Origin of the sequence: Rhodococcus kronopolitis (assembly GCF_042654025.1) — a bacterium.
Classification (GTDB): domain Bacteria; phylum Actinomycetota; class Actinomycetes; order Mycobacteriales; family Mycobacteriaceae; genus Rhodococcus_G; species Rhodococcus_G kronopolitis.
Genome location: NZ_JBHSFO010000004.1, coordinates 364,654 through 382,475, shown reverse-complemented (window position 1 = coordinate 382,475; position 17,822 = coordinate 364,654). Strand labels below are relative to the sequence as shown.

Here is a 17,822-nt window from a genome sequence, read left to right as displayed (position 1 = left end):
CCTCAGGAGTACTCATGTCGCACGCGCCCATGCGCCGCGCAGTGGCGGCCCTCGCGGCCGCCGGGATGGCCACCGGCGGGCTGATGTTCGCCGCCCCGGCCTCCGCCGCACCCGTCAACACCGACTTCACCGCAGCCTGCTGGGGCAAGTTCAAGAGCCTGCTCGACACCACCGACAAGACCATCGCCGCCGGCGTCACGGTCGACGCCCCCGCCACCGTGATCACCGGCGACACCTTCACCTACCGGCTGCAGCCGAAGGCGGTGACGCTGCCGGGTAAGGGTGAGAACCTGCGCAACCGCGCCAGCGTCTCGCGGCTGAAGTTCGACTACGAGATCCCCGAAGGCGCCCAGTTCGTCTCCGCCACCGTGGTTCCCGGCACCGCCGTCAACCTCGGCGGCACCGCACCGACAGTGGAGCGGGTCGCCGAGGACGGCACCCCGAACGCGGAGGGCCCCGTGCTGCGCCTGTCCGGCGGCAACCAGACCGTCGGCAACGGCCCGAGCAGCAACGACGGCGCCGAGGGCGGCATCGTCGTCAACATCAGCGGGGACACCACCTTCCGGCTCCCGGCGATCGAGGTGAAGGCCGTGGCCGGGCCCGTCGGATCCGTCGTCGAGCCGAAGATCCGCACCGCGGGCAACGCAGGCAACTACAAGGCGGACGAGAACTTCTACACCTCGCTGATCCGCGAGAAGGACCCGCTCGCCGGGGTGTCCTACTGGTCCGCGACCCGCTGCTCGCCGCGTGACAGCGGCGGTGCGGCACTGAACGCAGGCGCCGGCTCGCTCGCCACGATCAAGGTCGTCACCCGCCCGGACGCCGTCACCACGACCACGCTCGCGGCCCCCGCGACCGCGGCCAACGGCGCGTCCGTTGACCTGACCGCCACGGTCAGCCCGGCCACCGCCGGCGGCTCCGTCCAGTTCAAGGACGGCGGCGTCAACCTGGGCGCACCGGTCCCGCTCACCGCGGGCACCGCGACCCTCCCGCAGGTCTTCGACACCGACGGCGCGCACGTCATCACCGCCGTCTACCTCGGTGCCCCCGGGATCGCCGGGTCCACCTCCGCGGCCAGCACGGTCACCGTCAGCACGGTCGTCCGCGACACCACCACCGTGCTGACCACGCCCAGCCACGCCAAGACCGGCGTGGCCGTGAGCCTGGCCGCCACCGTCGACCCGGCCCCGGCCGGTGGCACCGTCCAGTTCTTCGACGGCACCACCGCGATCGGCGCCCCCGTCGCCGTGGCCGGTTCCGTCGCCACGCTGGCGCACGAGTTCGAGACCGCGGGCACGCACGCGATCACCGCGAAGTTCAACGGCACCAAGGGATTCACGGCGTCCGCCGCCGCGGCCCGCAACATCGAGGTCTCGGTCCCGGCACCCAACGAGTCCCGCACCACCACCACGCTCGAGGCCCCGGCCACCGCGGCCCCGGGTGAGGCGGCGACGCTCACCGCCACCGTGGCTCCCGGCCAGGCCGGCGGCACCGTCCAGTTCTTCGACGGCACCACCGCGATCGGCGCCCCGGTCCAGGTGACCGGCGGGACGGCCACGCTGACCCACAGCTTCACCGCCGTCGGCGCGCACGGCGTCACCGCCGTGTACAGCGGCGCGGCCGGCTTCCTCGGCTCGTCGTCGGACGCCTCGGTGGTCAACGTGACCGCAGTGGAGACCCCCGGCACCGGCGGTACCGGCTCGGCGGACGGCCTCTTCGGATCGTCCTGATCACATCGCACCATCGTTAGTCCCGGGCAGCGGGCGCGTCTCCAGGACGCGCCCGCTGCTCTTTTCTCTGTCACGGGAAGGACCCGCCCCCACCCAGCGCGCCCACGCCGTCGCGTCCGGCACGGAAACGACTGAGGGCGTCCCCCACACGATCGTGGGGAACGCCCTCAGGGACAACAAGCGAGGATCAGGCCTCGGCGAGCCGCGGCATCTTCACGACCTGGCCGGCGTAGGCCAGGCCCGCGCCGAACGCCACCAGCAGCGCCGTGTCGCCTTCCTTGGACTTGCCGGTGCGGAGCATCTCCTCCATCGCCAGCGGGATGGACGCGGCGGAGGTGTTGCCCGTCTCGGCGATGTCGTTGGACACCGCGACGGTCTCCGGCAGGTGGATGCTGCGAGCGATCACGTCGGTGATGCGGGCGTTGGCCTGGTGCGGGATGAACGCGTCCAGGTCCTCCATGGCGACCCCGGACTTGTCGAGGGTCTGCAGGGCGATCTTGCCCATCTCGAAGGCGGCCCAGCGGAACACCGAGGTGCCCTCCATCTTGATCCACGGCCGCTTCTGGGTCGGGTTGGTGGCGAAGTCGACCCAGTCCGGCTCCTGGCGGATCGCGGTGCCCTGCGCGCCGTCCGAACCCCACACGACGGGTCCGATTCCGGTCTCCTCGCCGCGGCCGACGACCACGGCGCCCGCGCCGTCGCCGAAGATGAAGCGCACCGAGCGGTCGGTGGGCTCGGTCGAGTCGCTCATCCGCTCCACACCGATCACCAGGACGTACTCTTCGGTCCCCGCGCGCACCAGGTCGGAGGCCAGGCCCAGCGCGTAGCAGAAGCCCGCGCAGCCGGCGTGCACGTCGATCGCGCCCGCCCCGCCGGTGCCCAGCGCGTCCGCGACCAGCGCGGAGCAGGACGGCGTCTGCACGGGGTAGGTCGAGGTCGCGACGACGACCGCGCCGATCTGCTCGGGGCTGACGCCCGCGGCCTCGAGCGCGCGGCGTCCCGACTCGATGGACATCGCCAGCACCGACTCGTCCTCGCCGGCGAACCGCCGGGTCTTGATGCCCGACCGCGACTGGATCCACTCGTCGGTCGAGTCGATGTGCTCACAGATCTCGTCGTTGGTCACGACACGTTTCGGGCGGTACGCACCCAAACCGAGCAACGCGGAATGCCGAAGCTCCGTCGAGTTCGCGATAACTGCGCCCATAACCATGTCTCCTCTTGTTTCAAAAATGCCGCATCGGGCACCCGGTCGAACCGGCGAACTTCTCACGACACCGTACTGTGCGACGCCCTCGCCCCGACACGAACTCGGACAAGAACCTGTTTCAGTTTAGCCGTCGGCGGCGGTGGCGAAACCTCCCGATTCACACCAGCCCCGCAACTCACACGGACAAATGTGTGCTGCGTCACTAACATGTACGTCGGTGTCGGCGGCGTTTCACCGAGCCGTACACCGGCTGACCCCACACACGGAAGCCGGAGGGATTTCTCGTGAGGACTGCGCGCACCAGGGCACTTGTACAAGCTTCGATTCTTGGCATGGCGACGCTGCTGGTGCTCGCCGCACCCGCCGCCGCCGACCCAAACACGGTGAATCCAATTCCTGGCCTGAACGGCACAAACGGCCTGCCCACGCTGCACGGACGCACCACCGCGGTGGCCCAGGCCACCGGGCTGCTCAGCCCCAACCGGACCCAGGACACCAACGTCCTCGGCACCGATCTCGGCATCATGTGGGACAACGGCCGCGGCGAGGTCCTCACCGCGTTCGGCGACACCGCAGGCCTCGGCGTGCCAAATCTGCTCGCCGGCAGCCTGTGGTCCTGGCGCAGCAACACGTTGTACCGGAGCGACGACCGCAACCTCGCCGACGGCATGACCTTCGGCAGCACGCCGCGCGACCTCCTGGGCCAGGCGAAGGAGTTGGTGCCCAGTCCGAAGATCCCGTTCATTGAGATCAGCCGCATCCCGACGGCCGGCGTCGCCGTCGACGGGGTGCAGTACATGTCTCTGATGTCGGTCAAGAACTGGGGCACGCCGGGACAGTGGGAGACGAACTACTCCGGCCTGTCCTTCTCCACCGACAACGGCGAGAACTGGACGCAGGCCACCGAGACCAACCGTCCCAGCACCGGAGGCAACCGGAACTTCCAGATGAACGCCTTCGTCAAGGACGGCGGATTCGTCTACGAGTACGGCACCCCGCCGGGCCGCGGCGGGCTGGTCTACGTCGCGCGGGTGCCGGAGAAGGCGATCCGCGACCTCGGCGCCTACGAGTACTGGAACGGCACCGCGTGGAAGAAGGGCGACGTCAACGCCGCGGCGCCGATCGTGCAGGGCGGCGTCGGGGAGCTCTCCGTCGCGTACAACGAGTTCCTCGGACAGTTCGTCATGCTCACCACCGACGACTTCAACTCGGTGGTCATGCGCCGCTCACCCAGCCCCAGCGGCCCGTGGAGCCCACCCGAGGTGCTGCTCGACGCCCGCGAGCTGCCGACCGCCTACGGCGCCTACATCCATCCCTGGTCGTCGGGACCGGACCTCTACTTCCTCACCACCGTGCACTCGAACTACAACGTGCTGCTGATGCACACCCAGCTCAACCGCTGACCGAGGGGGCCGACCCCACCACTACGGTCACGCGCATGGATGCACACGACTGGGACGCCAGGTACGCGGGCGACGAACTCACCTGGGGCGCGGCGGCCGATCCGACCGTGGTGGCAGTGGCGACCGCCCTGACCGCCGGTCGTGCGCTCGACCTCGGCTGCGGAGAGGGCCGGAACGCGCTGTGGCTGGCCAACCGGGGGTGGCGCGTGACGGCGGTGGACTTCTCCACCGTCGCGCTGACCAAGGGCCACCGCGCGGCCGCGCATTCGCCCAGGTCGGTCCGCGATCGCGTCGACTGGGTGCGTGCCGATGTGACGCAGGTCGAACTGCCGTCGGACTATGACCTCGTACTCCTGTCCTACCTGCATCTGCCCAGGTCGGAGCGGCGGGCGCTGTTGCGCCGAGCGGCGGGCGCGCTGACCCTGGGCGGCACCCTGCTGATCCTCGGACACGCCGCCACCGAGCATTCGGAGTTCCCCGTCGAGCTCGAAACACTCTGCCGCCCAAATGAACTCGCCGAGGATCTGGAAGGGACCGGGCTCCGGGTCACGATCACGCCACAGGGTCGTGGCACCGAATCGGGCGTCACAGAGGACCTGGTGGTGATCGCGACGAATCCACCTCTTGGCAGCTAACTGAATCGCGAGTAACATCGCCTAAGTTACCGACGAGTAGCTATACTTGGGCGGTACCGACACAGCGAGACCGCACCTCACCGGGAGAGTAAGAAGACATGGGCCATTACAAGAGCAACGTCCGTGACCTGGAGTTCAACCTCTTCGAGGTGCTGGGTCTCGAGAACGCACTGAGCGCAGGCACCTGGGGCGACCTGGACGCCGCGACCATCAAGGACATGCTGTCCGAGGTCGCGCGCCTCGCCGAGGGTCCGCTGGCAGAGTCGTTCGCCTTCGCCGACCGCAACCCGCCGGTGTTCGACACCGAGACGCACGAGGCGACCCTGCCCGAGCCCTTCAAGAAGTCCTTCAAGGCCATGTGGGACGCCGAGTGGTACCGCATGGGCCTCGACGAGGAGATCGGCGGCGTGCCGGTCCCCCGCGCCCTGGTGTGGGCCATCGCCGAGATGATGCTGGGCGCGCAGCCCGCCGCCTTCATGTACCAGGCCGGCCCGTCCTTCGCGAACGTGCTCTACACCAACGGCACCGACGAGCAGAAGCAGTGGGCCGCCACCTGCGTCGAGCGCGGCTGGGGCGCCACCATGGTCCTCACCGAGCCGGACGCCGGCTCCGACGTGGGCGCCGGGCGCACCAAGGCGATCCAGCAGGACGACGGCTCCTGGCACATCGAGGGCGTCAAGCGCTTCATCACGTCCGCCACCTCGGACGACATGTTCGAGAACATCTTCCACCTGGTGCTGGCCCGCCCCGAGGGCGCCGGACCGGGCACCAAGGGCCTGAGCCTGTTCTTCGTCCCGAAGATCCACTTCGACTTCGAGAAGAACGAGCTCGGCGAGCGCAACGGCGTCTTCGTCACCAACGTCGAGCACAAGATGGGCCTGAAGGCGTCCACCACGTGTGAGCTGACCTTCGGCGGCCACGGCGTGCCGGCCCAGGGCTGGCTGGTCGGCGAGGTCCACAACGGCATTGCCCAGATGTTCGACGTCATCGAGCACGCCCGAATGATGGTCGGCACCAAGGCCATCTCCACCCTGTCCACCGGCTACCTCAACGCGCTCGACTACGCCAAGGCGCGCGTGCAGGGTGCCGACCTGACGCAGATGACCGACAAGGCCGCGCCCCGCGTGACCATCACCCACCACCCGGACGTCCGTCGCAGCCTCGCGATGCAGAAGGCGTACGCGGAGGGACTGCGCGCGGTGTACCTCTACACCGCGGCGCACCAGGACGAAGAGGTCGCCAAGCTGGTCTCCGGCGCCGACAAGGACACCGCGTTCCGCGTCAACGACCTGCTGCTCCCGATCGTCAAGGGTGTCGGCTCCGAGCGGGCCTACCAGTACCTGACCGACAGCCTGCAGACCTACGGCGGCTCCGGCTTCCTGCAGGACTACCCGATCGAGCAGTACATCCGCGACTCGAAGATCGACTCGCTGTACGAGGGCACCACCGCCATCCAGGCGCAGGACTTCTTCTTCCGCAAGATCGCCCGCGACCGCGGCGTCGCCCTGGCCCACGTGGCCGGGCAGGTCAAGCAGTTCATCGACAGCGAGACCGGCGACGACCGCCTCAAGGGCGACCGCGCCCTGCTGGCCACCGCCCTCGAGGACGTCCAGACCATGGCCGCCACCCTCACCGGGTTCCTGATGGGCGCGCAGGAGCAGCCGACCGAGCTGTACAAGGTCGGCCTCGGCTCCGTGCGCTTCCTGATGGCCGTCGGCGACCTGCTGATCGGCTGGCGTCTGCTGGTCCAGTCCGAGATCGCCCTCGCGGCCCTCGACGGCGGCGCATCGGAGAAGGACAAGCCCTTCTACGAGGGCAAGGTCGCCATCGCGTCCTTCTTCGCGAAGAACGTGCTGCCGGAGCTGACCGCGAGCCGCGCGATCGTCGCGGCCGTCGACAACGACATCATGGAACTCGACGAGGCCGCCTTCTAGGAGCTTCCGAGTCCGCCGGGTGGAGACACCCGGCAACACCGAAAACACTGCCGCGCACCGGTTCTCCGGTGCGCGGCAGTGTTGTCTGCGCCTGGCCTCTTGTCGCCCTGGAGGTTCGGCGACCGCGGCCGTGGCGGCGGTCGCCGGCTGACCCTACTTGCAGTTGACGATCGGCACCGGGTCGTACTTGACCGTCCGGGTGTGCCGCGAGATCTCCTCACCGGTCCGGCGATCGGTGATCACCCGGGTGTCGCTGGTGGTGAACCCCTTTGCGCCGCTGGACGGAATACAACCGGAACCGCTGGGCAGGTTCACCGTGTTCGGCGAGGTTTCGGCGTACCGATCTCCGGAGATCGACTCCACGTCCACCGACTTGGTTCCCCAGAAGCGCACCGTCACATCGGAATCCGTGCCCACCGCCTCGATCACCACGCCCGTCGGGGCGGTGTTGGTGAACTTGAGGTCGATCGCGCCGTCGAACACGGTGGCTTCACGGGCGGCCGGGTAACGCGAGATGTAGTAGCTGTGCTCGGTGTGTCCGGCGTCCTTCATGCCCGCGAAGTACGACGCGTTGTACAGCGTGGTCGCGAGCTGGCTGATGCCGCCGCCCACCGCCTTGTCTGGCCTGCCGTTGTTGATGATCCCGGACTCGACGTAGCCCTGGGCCGCGCCGCGGGGGCCGGTGTGACCGTTGAGCGAGAAGGTCTCCCCCGGCTTCACCAGTGCGCCGTTGATCTCCTCGGCGGCGAGCCCGATGTTCACGCCGGACGCGTACTCGAAGCCGCCGCTGGTGTACTCGCCGATCACCTCACGGACGCCGAGACCCTCTGCGGCAGCGGTGGTGAGCGCCGGCTCCTTGGTCTCGTAAACCGCTGCAACGGTGCGGTTTCCGTGATCGGCCAGTAGCTCCGGCAGCTGCGCGAGAGTCTTGGGCCACTCGACCATGTTGCCGCTGACCGACGGCACCACCGTCGGCGAACTGCCGGCGAAGGTGAAGCTCGCGTCCCGCGGCTTGACCTCCGTGGACGCCAACTGCGGGGCCAGCAGCCCGATCGCGGCTCCGGTGTCGAACTTCGGGGCCAGCCCGCCGTTGCCGTCCGGCACGAACGAGAGCACCGCGCCGACGTCGTCGGGTCGCAGCACCGCCGACTCGCCGTCCTTCCCGGTCACGGTGATGTCCCCGACCGTGGCCGGGATCGCGACGTCCTGCAGCGCGCGGTCCACTCCGGCCTGCGTTACCGAGACCGGCGCCAGGTTGACCGGCAGCTCGACGCCCCCGACGGCCGCCCAGTCCGCGGCCAGGGCCTCGACGGCGCCCGCACCGTCGAGGCTCTGGCCGACGCGCGGCGACACCGCCGTCGGGGTTGCGCCGGCGAACACGACACCGCCCTCGACCGGCGCGAGGTCCGTCTGCGGCCGCAGTCCCTCGACGGCGGCGGTGAGCAGGACGTCGTCCCGCGTCGGGACCGTCCCGATCTCGCGATGGGAGAAGAACGAGGTCAGCCTGGTCACCGGGTTCAGCGGCTGGGCCCCCGCCCGATCCAGGGTGGCGGACCAGTCGACTCCGAGTCCGGCCTGTTCCGGAACGATCTCGGTGGTCACCTCGCCGGCGGTCACCGCGACAGGCTGCGAGACCCGCGGGCCGAGCTCCGCGCGAAGGCGCTCCTCGGCCTCCTCCGGGGCCAGCCCGCCGACGTCGACACCCGCCACGGAGACACCGCGCGGCACAGCGTCCGCGGACGTCGCGTAGTCGATCCCGTACGCGAGGACTCCGACGGCGAGCGCGGCGGCCGCACCGATCGCGACCTTCACGCCGGTGGCCCGACCGGGACCGCCCGTGCGGTCGGAGGGCACGGGGTCGGAGTTGAGTCCCCGGGGCTCCGAGGGCGGCGACTGGGGCTGAGCGTGCTGGGGCAGGTGAACCTGGGCCTGAACCTGGTGGAGCTGCGGCGCAGCCTGCTGCTGGGCCTGCTGGGCCTGCTGGGCCTGCTGGGCCGCCTGAGCCTGAGCCTGGTGCGGCTGCGGCGCAGCCCGCTGCGGCTGCGGCTGCGGCTGCGGCTGCGGCTGCGGCTGCGGCTGCGGCTGCGAGGACGGAGTGATCGACCGCGGCAGGGCGACGACGGTGGTCGGCGGCTCTTCCGACGACTGGGCCGCCGTCGGCTCGACCCGCACCACGGACAGCACCTCGGTCTGCACCTCCCCCTGATCAACGGCGGGCACCGTGAATGCGTCCACCGGCGCCGCGGAGTCATCGGGCAAGTCGGGGTCAGCACCCGCGGACGGTGCATCCGCGGACGGATTCACATCGACCGCGGACCCCGCGGGGGTGGCGACCTCGTTCACGGCGTCGGCGGCGTTCACAGCCTCCGTGTCGTGCGCTGCCTCGGCGTCGGCCGCGGACGTGGCAACCTCGTCAGCCGTGGTCTCGGGGGCGATATCGCGCTCGAGCGAGATCCGTTCCGTCTTCCCCTCGTCGACGTCGGGCGCGGTGTCCCGCGCCTCCGATTCGGGGCCGGTTTCCGCCCGTTTGCCCGAATCTCCACCGATGTCGCCGTTGGCGCCGATCATCACGGCCCTCCCACTGATTGCTTCACCCCGCCGAAGCCAGGTCATTTCCGAAACTCAAGGGTAGACGGGACAAAACGTGCACTGCCGATACGTGGGCCGGGAATCGGCCGAAGGGGGGCACGGAGGAGGGGCGACGACGGCCCGCAGATATAGGTAGTCCCGCATTGCAGCCGGGTCGGGGGTCTGGCTGCAACGCGGGACTACTTGGGTATCGGGGTCGGATCACAAGGCGTTACACATCCATCACAAGAGATTTCCGATCCGGTTTCCGATGCCGCAATTCGTGCCCCTACCAGGCATTACATGCAGGCTCCTTGCGGCAACCGTCGGACCGTGGCCGTCGCCGGGCAGCGCCGCACACTCGCAGCGACCGTCCGCACTCGACCATCCCCCGAGCAAACCGACGGCGATTGGGTATGACGCTACGGCGCGATCCGCACACCGGGGGCCTGATGCCCGCATCACCACGGCGTGTCCGTGTCCAACGCGTCACTCCGGGGCAGCAATGCCCAGTCCGGCTGGCAACTCGGTCGCTATCGGGCGGACCGCGCACACCGACGTGACGGCCGGGCGCGCCATATTCGGCGGCGGCCACCGAGAGCGGCCCGGAAACGGCCCACGGTCGTCACCGTCGACTCCGTCCGCCGCCTCAGCGCGGGTGACCACGCGGGACTGGTGCGGACGCACCGGCCCGGAGCAAACAGAACAGGGCCCTTCTGTTCGGTGGGTACCGAACAGAAGGGCCCTGTGTGGTGAGTCGCGTCAGCGCTCGACGGCGGCGACCGCCGTGGGCGTCACGGGTGGAGCAGAACGTCCAGTCCGCGCTGGAAGTCCTGCACCCGCCGCTCGAGGGCGTGGTGGCCGCCGTTGACGAGCTCGGACACCCGGACGATGCCGGCGGTGTCGGCGACCTGGTTGAGGTTCCGCGAGGTCCAGTACCAGGCGGCGGTGGTGAAGGCGTTCTCCGGCGCCTGGAGAAGCTCGGGCTGCGCGACGAAGTCGACGCCCGTGTACTGACTCACCTGCTCGTAGTTGTGGCGGCCGGTGATCTGGATGGCGCCGCGGCCCTTGTAACGCTCCCCGTCACCCGCCTGGATGTTGCCGAGGTCCGCTCGGCCCTCGTAGGCTCGCCCGGACGCGTACTCCTCGAACGTCCGGAACCCGTCGGACTCGACGGCGAGCTGCGCGATGAAGGCGGCCTGGCGGACGGGGTTGTCGATACCGCCGCGGGCCATCGCCGCGTTCAGGGGTTCGACGTACGCCGCGATCTTCTCCGCGGGCATGCCGGGCACAATGCGTGCCAGCTCGTCGGGGGTCACCGCAGCGGGGGGTGCCGGAACGGCCTCCGGTGCCGGCTCCGCGGACGCGGGCGCAGCCTCGTCGGCCGACCCGGAGTCGGCGCCGGGCAGCGTGCCGAACTTGAGGGTCTTGAACAGGTCGCCAGCCTCGTGGAACCGGACCGGCGCGGCGACGACGCCCGCGGCGACGGTGTCAGCGGTGTCGGCCGCGGCGACGCCGGGGCCGACGAAACCGACGACCGAGGTGGTCAAGGCGGCGGCGGCAATGGCCGCACGGAAATGGCGCGAGTGTGAAACGTGCAAGGTCGGACTCCAAGATTCGGCCGAAAGGCGCGTCGGCCTGGCGAACGGATGCCGCGGGTGTTCGAAGGACTTCCCCATCCCTCAGATCACCGTCGAGCAGCAATTAGGTCACAACCAGGTAACGTCGCAGGTGGCCAACATTTCAACCAATCGAGACGAGCGTCACACTCGAGTTTGTGGCGTGTCGAGTTGACATTCAGAACGGTTCGTACACCGTCCAGAAGTACCCGATGCGGCAACACTCCCGCAATCTGACGGCCGCCGGAAACGCACCGACGGGCGAGCGGCTCGGATCATCGAACTCGAATGAAAATTGTTGTACTACAACAGCATTATTCGGAATACTGGTTTCGATCCGATGCGGGAGGGGAAGGCGACACACGGCGCGGGAGGCGGCGTTCGTAGCCGTTCCGTAGCGGTCGCACCGCCAGTCACGGGCCACCTCCGCGACCCGGCCCAGGGCGGCAGATCAGTGCCCCAGCTAACATCCCCCGTCCCGGTGCTGATGCGCACTTGATAACGACACGAACACCACCAGCGGGCCATCCGTAACCTTCCCGAGACCGAACACGCGCCCCACCCGTCCCACACCCGGCGCTGCCGTGAGGTCGGGTCTGGGACCCGCCGACTGTCGGTCGGCCCTGCCTCGCACCGCCCATGCGTGCGGGAACGCGGCGCCTCGTCCCGCCCCGCAACTCGGCGGGCCCAACTGCGTGGACGGCGATGGCTCGCGTTCTTCCCCCAGAACGACGTACGGCCCGGAATCAACATGATTCCGGGCCGTACCTCGACCGCCGAGCAAGGCTCGGCGACCCCCTCTTGGTGGATCTGGCGGGTTGTTCGGTCTAGCGCTCGATGATCGCGGTGACGCCCTGGCCACCCGCCGCGCAGATCGAGATCAGGCCACGGCCCGACCCCTTCTCTGCCAGCATCTTCGCCAGCGACGCGACGATGCGGCCGCCGGTCGCGGCGAACGGGTGCCCGGCCGCGAGCGACGATCCGTTCACGTTGAGCTTGCTGCGGTCGATGGCGCCGAGCGCGCCGTCCAGGCCGAGCCGCTCCTTGCAGTACTCATCGGACTCGAACGCCTGCAGGGTCGCGAGCACCACCGAGGCGAACGCCTCGTGGATCTCGTAGTAGTCGAAGTCCTGCAGCGTCAGGCCGTTGCGGGCCAGCAGACGCGGGATCGCGTAGGTCGGCGCCATCAGCAGGCCGTCGGGTCCGTGCACGTAGTCGACCGCCGCGGTCTCGGAGTCCACCAGGTACGCGAGCACCGGCAGGTTCCGCTCCGCCGCCCACTCGTCGGTGGAGAGCAGCGCGGCCGACGCGCCGTCGGTCAGCGGCGTCGAGTTGCCTGCGGTCATGGTGGCGTCGCCGAGCTTGGTGCCGAATACCGGCTTGAGGGTGGCGAGCTTCTCCACCGTCGAGCCGGGCCGGAGGTTGTCGTCGCGGGTCAGGCCCAGGAACGGGGTGACCAGGTCGTCGAAGAAGCCGCGGTCGTAGGCGGCGGCCATGTTCTTGTGGCTCGCGGCGGCCAGTTCGTCCTGGTCCTCGCGACGGACGCCGAACTCCTTGGCGGTGATCGCGGCGTGGTCGCCCATCGACATCCCGGTGCGGGGCTCGCCGTTGCGCGGGATCTCCAGGCCGACCATCGCCGGCCGGACGTTGCCGAGCAGCTTGACCCGGTCGCCGGTGGACTTGGCGCGGTTGATCGAGAGCAGGAACTCACGCAGGTCGTCGTTCACGGCGATCGGCGCGTCGGAGGTGGTGTCCACGCCGCCGCCGATGCCCGAGTCGATCCGGCCGGCCGCGATGGCGTCGCCGACCGCGACGATCGACTGCAGGCCGGTGCCGCAGGCCTGCTGCAGGTCGTAGGCCGGGGTGTACGGGCTCAGTGCGCTGCCCAGGACGCTTTCGCGCATCAGGTTGAAGTCCCGGCTGTGCTTGAGCACCGCGCCGCCGACCACCATGCCGAGCTGCTCGCCCTGCAGGTTGAACCGGCTCACCAGGCCGTCCAGCGTGGCGGTGAACATGTCCTGGTTGGACGCCTGCGCGTACGCCTTGTCGGAGCGGGCGAAGGGGATGCGGTTGCCGCCGACGATCGCGACGCGGCGCAGTTGCCTGCCGGTGGGCGCGGGGGCCGCGCTCTTGGCCGTCTTGGATGCGGCAGCCGGCTTGCTGGTTCGGGCTCTCGGGGTCACGTCGGTCTCCATGTATGTGCGATCCGCTCGGCGGTGGGGTCCTGCCTCGACTTTGAACTTACTCCAGAGTAAGTTCAATGTCGACACTGCACCCGGACCCGGGTGCCCGATCGACGAAGAAGGTGGACCGTGGCAGCCAGCAAGGGCGCTCCCGACCTCTACTCCCAGTTCCTCTCGTCCGCGCCGGGCGCGTTCATCGCCAAGCAGACCGGGCTCCCGCAGCCCGAGAAACTGCGCCGGTACCGGGCGGGCGAGCCTGCCCTCGCCGGCCCGCTGCTGATCGGCGGCAACGGCCGCCTCGTCGAGCCGGTGCGCGCGCTGCTCTCCGACTACACGTTCAGCCAGCCGCACGACGACCGCAACGGCGGACTGGTGTTCGACGCTACCGGCATCACCCAGGTGACCGAGCTCGAGCAGCTCTACGAGTTCTTCGCCCCGCAGATGCGCAAGCTCTCCGCGTGCGCCCGCATCGTCGTCCTCGGCACCACCCCCGAGGAGACCGGCAGCGTCGACGCCCACATCGCCCAGCGCGCGCTCGAGGGCTTCACCCGCAGCGTCGGCAAGGAGCTCCAGCGCGGTGGCACCGCCCAGCTGGTCTACGTCTCCCCCGATGCCGCCACCGGGCTGTCCGGGCTCGAGTCCACCCTGCGCTTCCTGCTCTCGGCGAAGTCGGCGTTCGTCTCCGGCCAGGTCATCCGGGTCGGCGCCGCCGACTCCGTCGCCCCGGACTCGTGGGATCGCCCGCTCGAGGGCAAGGTCGCCGTGGTCACCGGCGCCGCCCGCGGCATCGGCGCCACAATCGCCGAGGTGCTCGCCCGCGACGGCGCGCACGTGGTGTGCGCGGACATCCCCGCGGCAGGCGAGGCGCTGTCGGAGACCGCGAACAAGGTCGGCGGCACCGCCCTGGCACTGGACGTCACCGCGGCCGACGCCGCCGAGCGACTGGCGGCACACCTGCTCGAGCGGCACGACGGCGCCGACATCATCGTGCACAACGCCGGCATCACCCGCGACAAGCTGCTCGCCAACATGGACTCCAGCCGCTGGGACCTGGTCATGAACGTCAACCTGCTGGCACCGCAGAAGATCACCGAGTACCTGGTGGCCAAGGGCGCGCTGAAGAAGGGCGGACGGGTGGTGGACGTCTCGTCCATCGCGGGCATCGCCGGCAACCGCGGGCAGACCAACTACGGCACCTCCAAGGCCGGCGTCATCGGCCTGGTGCAGGCATCCGCGCCGGTGCTCGCCGAGCACGAGATCACCATCAACGCCGTCGCCCCCGGGTTCATCGAGACCGCGATGACCGCGGCCATCCCGTTCGCCACCCGCGAGGCCGGCCGCCGGATGTCCTCGCTGCTACAGGGTGGGCAGACCGTCGACGTCGCAGAGACCGTCGCGTACTTCGCCGGCCCCGCGTCCAACGCCGTCACCGGCCAGGTCGTCCGGGTGTGCGGCCAGTCGCTGCTGGGCGCCTGATGGCCACCAAGGTGGTGCGGCTGCGCGAGCGGCCCGGCACCCTGGACATCTACGCCCGGGCGGCGCTGGGCGCGCTGCCGCTGCGGCGCCCGTCCGGGAGCAGGCGGCTGCCCGAGCAGACCCTCGCCCTCGAGGACGTGCGGGTGGACCCGGACAACCTGGCCGCCTACACCCGCGCCTGCGGCCTGCGATTCGGTGACACGCTGCCGGTCACCTACCCGTTCACCCTGGTGTTCCCACTGGTGATGAAACTGATGGTTGCCAACGAGTTCCCCTTCCCGGCAATCGGTTCCGTGCACACGGACAACGTGATCGAGCAGTTCCGGCCGATCTCGGTGGCCGAGCCGCTGGACCTGAAGGTGCACGCGGAGAACCTGCGCCCGCACGCCAAGGGCACCCAGGTGGACTTCGTCAGTGAGATCTCGGTGGGACGAGAACTGGTGTGGCGTCAGGTCAGCACGTTCCTGAAGATGCATCCCACCGATGCGCCGAAGGAGCCGCGGGAGGCCCGCACCGAGGCCGCGCCGCCGCGCCCGATGCGGACGCTGCGGGTGGACCAGTCGACCATCAGCCGCTACGCCGCAGTCTCCGGCGACCGCAACCCGATCCACGTTTCCTCCTTGGGCGCCAAGGCCTTCGGGTTCCCGCGGACCATCGCGCACGGCATGTGGAGCGCCGCCGCGGTGCTCGGCTCGGTCGAGGGCCGGATTCCCGACGCGGTCACCTACCGGGTGAAGTTCGGCAAGCCGGTGGTGCTGCCGGCGACGGTGAACGTGTACGCCGACGAGGTCACCGGGCCCGAGGGTTCGGGATGGGACCTGGCCCTGCGTCACCCCAAGAAGGGCTACCCGCACCTCACCGCGACCCTGCGGTAGGCGTCGGACCCGCGTTCGTTCGCTCGCCCGGCCACCGGGCGGGCGAACGAACGAGTGAACGGCACATTCATTCGATGAGATCGAATGAACGCTTCCGTTCATTCGATCTCATCGAATGAACGGTACGTTCATGCGGCTGGTTCGCGGCACGAGCGCCGCAGGTGCCTAGTGGTCGCGCTTCTTTCCCGCCAGGCCGCGCCAGGCCAGGTTCTCCAGCAGGTCCGCCGCCGCGCCGACGGCGATCTCCCCGCCGGCGACGCGATCCGCGACCGCCTCACCGGCGCCGACCAGGGCGACGGCCATGATGGCGAAGTCCATGCCCTCGTCGGGGTCCTTGGTGCTGGACTCGAGCAGCCGCGCGGTCAGCTCGATCAGCCGCTCCCGGCTCCCCCGCACCTGACTGGCGAACGCCTGCTGGCCGATCGACTGGCGGTAGAGCACCATCCACGACGACCGGTTCTCGTCCACGAACCCGAGGAATCCCACCAGCGCGGCGCGCAGCTGCTCGCGCGGGGTCAGGTGCGGGTCCGCCGCCGGCGTGATGGCCTCGACGAAGCGCAGGCCCTCCCGGTGGATGCAGGCGGCGAACAACTCGTCCTTGGAGCCGTAGTACAGGTACAGCATCGGCTTGGAGATCTGCGCGGTCGCGGCGATCGCGTCCATCGACGTCTCGTGAAATCCGTTGGCGGAGAACACCTCGACGGCCGCGTCGAGCATCTGCTGCTCACGCACCGCCCGGGGGAGCCGCTTGGTTCCGCCAGCCATGAGTCCTCCAGAGTCGGGGGCCCGTCGGACGTGGCACCCGAAGTCGATCTTACTCTAGAGTAAGAATGGGCGTCTGCCGTGCGGCAGCGTGTCCCATCCTCCCCGAACCGGCCGTTCGGGCGGACGCCGCCCCGGCGATCAGCAGCTGAGCACGCCCTTCGCCCCCGCGACCCGCAGCACCGACGCGTCGACCTGGTCCTCGCTCAGCTCCCCCGACGCCATCAGCTGCTGCAGGTGGTCGAGCACGGCAGGCACCTCGGCGGTGGTCAGCCACAGCGCCACGTCCGCACCCGCCGTCAACGCCGCCCCGACCGCCTGCGGGACGTTCAGCCGATCGGTGATCGCCTTCATCCCGCTGAGGTCGTCGGTGAAGATCGGGCCGTCGAAGGGCGGCGCCCCGTACCCCGTCCCGGTCCGCAGCAGCTCCATCACCGCCGGGCTGATGCTCGCCGGCACGCCCGGCGCCGTCAGCCCCGGCACGTCCAGGTGCCCGACCATCACGCCGACCCCGGTGGTCACCAGCGTCCGGTACGGCACCAGGTCGTGGGTCTGCAGCTGGTCCAGCGGCGGCGTGGTGACCGCGCCGGTGTGCGAGTCGCCCGACGCGGATCCGTGGCCCGGGAAGTGCTTGATCACCGGGAACACGCCCGCGTCCCGCAGGCCGCGGGCGTACTCGCCGGCGTACTGGGTGACCACGGCCGGATCGTCGCTGAACGAACGGTCCCCGATCACCGAGTCCGCCGGCTGGTTGCTCACGTCCACCACCGGCGCGTAGTCCACGGTGATGCCGAGGTCGTGCAGGCCGCGCCCCCTGGTGAGGGCCAGCTGGTAGGTCTGCTCGGGGGTCATGGTCTCGGCCACCGTCCGCGGCGCGGGGTCCGCGCCGAGCAGGTCCGCGACCCGGGAGACCCGGCCGCCCTCCTCGTCGATGCTCACCATCAGCGGGACCTCGGCGGCCGCCTGCACCTTGGGCACCTGCCGGTCCCGCAGCATCGACTGGTCGGTCCAGCTGCCGACGAAGATGCCGCCGATCTGCTCGCTGCGCACCACGTCCACCGCGTCCGCGGTGCTGGCGACGCCGACGTTGAGCAGCTGCGCGAGCTTGCGGCGCTCCGAGAGCCCGGCCAGGAAGTCGGTGCCGCACACCGCAGGCTCGACCTGGTCGCGGGCGCCGGTGACCGGGTCCAGCCCCGGCGCCAGCGTGGTCGACACCGCCGTCTCCGACGACGTCACCGCGCTGGTCGCCGCCGTCTCGGTGGCCGGGCTGCCGCACGCGGCGAGCAACCCGAGACCGAGGAACAGGGCGAGGGCACGGGGCAATCGGGTGGACTTCACGGGTTCGAGCCTAGGACAGATCGACGCCCCGGGGCACCCGCCAACGGGTAGCGTGGCGACTAGATCGCCCCCGAAACGAGGAGGTCTCG

General features: G+C 69.9%; 12 protein-coding genes. 6 read left to right on the top strand and 6 right to left on the bottom strand.

All coding sequences use genetic code 11. The features are described 5' to 3' along the window. Positions 1–14 precede the first annotated feature (14 nt). On the top strand, positions 15–1,730 hold the full coding sequence (locus ACFO6S_RS10650; RefSeq protein ID WP_378416701.1) for an Ig-like domain-containing protein: 1,716 nt from the start codon (positions 15–17) through the stop codon (positions 1,728–1,730). Positions 1,731–1,917: 187 nt separating this feature from the next. Here the strand turns inward: ACFO6S_RS10650 and ACFO6S_RS10645 are convergent, their stop codons facing one another. Then, positions 1,918–2,937, bottom strand: a complete 1,020-nt coding sequence (locus tag ACFO6S_RS10645; RefSeq protein WP_378416699.1) for a beta-ketoacyl-ACP synthase III — start codon at positions 2,935–2,937, stop codon at positions 1,918–1,920. Between the two features lie 335 nt (positions 2,938–3,272). Here ACFO6S_RS10645 and ACFO6S_RS10640 point away from each other — a divergent pair, with 335 nt between their 5' ends. The 3 genes from ACFO6S_RS10640 (at position 3,273) to ACFO6S_RS10630 (ending at position 6,912) form a co-directional block, all read left to right on the top strand. Beyond that, the gene (locus tag ACFO6S_RS10640; protein WP_378416697.1) at positions 3,273–4,343 is read left to right on the top strand and encodes a DUF4185 domain-containing protein; all 1,071 of its coding nucleotides are present in this window, start codon (positions 3,273–3,275) and stop codon (positions 4,341–4,343) included. 35 nt (positions 4,344–4,378) lie between these two features. After that, complete coding sequence (locus tag ACFO6S_RS10635; RefSeq protein WP_378416696.1) at positions 4,379–4,978, top strand: class I SAM-dependent methyltransferase; 600 nt, start codon at positions 4,379–4,381, stop codon at positions 4,976–4,978. A gap of 98 nt (positions 4,979–5,076) precedes the next feature. Continuing rightward, positions 5,077–6,912, top strand: coding sequence for an acyl-CoA dehydrogenase (locus ACFO6S_RS10630; RefSeq protein ID WP_378416694.1), 1,836 nt, complete (start codon positions 5,077–5,079; stop codon positions 6,910–6,912). A gap of 153 nt (positions 6,913–7,065) precedes the next feature. On the opposite strand, the gene ACFO6S_RS10625 is transcribed toward ACFO6S_RS10630, so the two are convergent. From ACFO6S_RS10625 to ACFO6S_RS10615, 3 genes are all read right to left on the bottom strand, one after another. After that, a complete protein-coding gene (locus ACFO6S_RS10625; protein ID WP_378416692.1) occupies positions 7,066–9,480 on the bottom strand; it encodes a VanW family protein in 2,415 nt (804 codons plus the stop codon). Positions 9,481–10,274: 794 nt separating this feature from the next. Beyond that, entirely contained in the window at positions 10,275–11,030 is a 756-nt protein-coding gene (locus tag ACFO6S_RS10620) for a glycoside hydrolase family 19 protein (protein WP_378416691.1), read from the bottom strand. 896 nt (positions 11,031–11,926) lie between these two features. Next, positions 11,927–13,282, bottom strand: a complete 1,356-nt coding sequence (locus tag ACFO6S_RS10615) for an acetyl-CoA C-acetyltransferase (protein WP_378416689.1) — start codon at positions 13,280–13,282, stop codon at positions 11,927–11,929. Positions 13,283–13,411: 129 nt separating this feature from the next. Here ACFO6S_RS10615 and ACFO6S_RS10610 point away from each other — a divergent pair, with 129 nt between their 5' ends. Next, complete coding sequence (locus tag ACFO6S_RS10610; protein ID WP_378416687.1) at positions 13,412–14,758, top strand: 3-oxoacyl-ACP reductase; 1,347 nt, start codon at positions 13,412–13,414, stop codon at positions 14,756–14,758. Beyond that, on the top strand, positions 14,758–15,633 hold the full coding sequence (locus ACFO6S_RS10605; protein WP_378416685.1) for a MaoC/PaaZ C-terminal domain-containing protein: 876 nt from the start codon (positions 14,758–14,760) through the stop codon (positions 15,631–15,633). The genes ACFO6S_RS10610 and ACFO6S_RS10605 overlap by 1 nt, the downstream gene beginning before the upstream one ends. Before the next feature lie 165 nt (positions 15,634–15,798). Here the strand turns inward: ACFO6S_RS10605 and ACFO6S_RS10600 are convergent, their stop codons facing one another. Both ACFO6S_RS10600 and ACFO6S_RS10595 read right to left on the bottom strand, forming a co-directional pair. Further along, a complete protein-coding gene (locus tag ACFO6S_RS10600) occupies positions 15,799–16,398 on the bottom strand; it encodes a TetR/AcrR family transcriptional regulator (protein ID WP_378416683.1) in 600 nt (199 codons plus the stop codon). Positions 16,399–16,536: 138 nt separating this feature from the next. Next, positions 16,537–17,733, bottom strand: a complete 1,197-nt coding sequence (locus ACFO6S_RS10595) for a glycoside hydrolase family 3 N-terminal domain-containing protein (protein ID WP_378416681.1) — start codon at positions 17,731–17,733, stop codon at positions 16,537–16,539. Between the last annotated feature and the right edge of the window lie 89 nt (positions 17,734–17,822).